1 pseudogene is annotated in these 209 nt (G+C 70.8%); it reads right to left on the minus strand.

Annotated elements, in window-relative coordinates:
* Positions 1–209, minus strand: a pseudogene (locus SB822_RS61800) (IS4 family transposase); the annotation flags it as partial.

Below are 209 nucleotides of genomic sequence, written 5' to 3' on the forward strand. Positions count from 1 at the left end.
TCAATCAGCTGCGCCGCCGCATCAAGGTCGTTCGCATGGCGGTTACTCAGCAGCCGCCATTCGAGCGGCTTGACGCCTGCCGGCGGGTCGAGTTCCCGGGCGACGATACACGTGACGCTCACCACGTCGCCGGCCGCATCGGGCAACGCGACACGCTGCGCCCACACCTGCTGGCGGACCGTGCGCGCCGGCTGAGCCTGACGGGCCGC

Source organism: Paraburkholderia sp. SIMBA_054, assembly GCF_046534875.1.
GTDB lineage: Bacteria > Pseudomonadota > Gammaproteobacteria > Burkholderiales > Burkholderiaceae > Paraburkholderia > Paraburkholderia hospita.